This window comes from Streptomyces sp. NPDC002130 (assembly GCF_040296465.1).
In the GTDB taxonomy this organism is placed as follows: domain Bacteria; phylum Actinomycetota; class Actinomycetes; order Streptomycetales; family Streptomycetaceae; genus Streptomyces.
This window is the reverse complement of sequence record NZ_JBEOXI010001200.1, coordinates 1-1,080: the sequence shown is the minus strand read 5'-3', so window position 1 is coordinate 1,080 and position 1,080 is coordinate 1. Positions and strand designations below refer to the sequence as shown.

Here is a 1,080-nt window from a genome sequence, read left to right as displayed (position 1 = left end):
GTGACGACAGCCGAGTTCGCCGAGCAGATCAGCCGATTCTCGGTACACGGCAATACGACGATCGTGATGCGTGGAATCCAGTGTGAATCCGCCGCAGACCGCGGGTACACACTTCGCCTGGACGGACCACTGGCCGACGACGCCGCACGCCGGGCAGCACTCGGAAACGCTCTCAACGCTATCTTCTCGGGCGAAATCTCCATCGAAGCGACTGAACCGGATCTGGTTCTGAAGGCAACAGGTATCGGGGCACAGTTCCTGTCCAAGTTGCGGGTCGCACCGGCAGGTGTTCCTCTTTCCGAGGTGCAGAGCGCCAGCGACATCACTCCGAAGTTGGCGTCGGGAGCCATGAGCCACGGCGCGCTCAATGCTCCGGCACACGAAGCCGTCGCGCATGGCACGAACATGGTCGGCGCGATGTCCAACAGCGGTGAAGGTGGTGAACACCTGTCCCGTTACAACACAATTCGAGCATCGCGTATCAAGCAGTTTGCATCCGGTCGATTCGGAATCTGGGCGGGATACCTCGCCGACCCGATGCTCAAAGAGATCGAGATCAAACTCGGCCAAGGTGCAAAACCCGGTGAGGGCGGCCAGCTTCCGGCAGCCAAGGTCACCATCGACATCGCTGCGGCCCGCGGTGGAACCCCCGGTGTCGAACTGGTTTCACCGCCGCCTCACCATGACACGTACTCCATCGAGGACCTCGCTCAGCTCATCCACGACTGCAAGGCAGCGCGTATCCGGGTGATCGTGAAGTTGGTGTCCTCGGAAGGTATCGGCACCATCGCCGTCGGAGTCGCCAAGGCAGGCGCTGACGTCATCAACGTCGCCGGAAACACCGGTGGCACCGGCGCCGCTTCCGTGACCAGCCTCAAGTACGCGGGCCGCGCGGCCGAGGTCGGTATCGCAGAGGTCCATCAAGCTCTGTGCGCCAACGGTCTTCGTCAGAAGGTCGTTCTTCGATGCTCGGGCGCACATCAGACCGGCAGCGACATCATCACCTCGGCACTACTCGGCGCAGACAGCTTCGAGTTCGGCACATCGGCTCTGATGATGATGGGCTGCGTCATGGCCAGA

1 protein-coding gene is annotated in these 1,080 nt (G+C 61.9%); it reads left to right on the top strand.

Translation table 11 applies throughout. From position 1 onward, the window contains the following. The coding region (locus tag ABT116_RS49625; RefSeq protein ID WP_351648310.1) for an FMN-binding glutamate synthase family protein at positions 1 to 1,080 on the top strand (1,080 nt) is incomplete at both ends.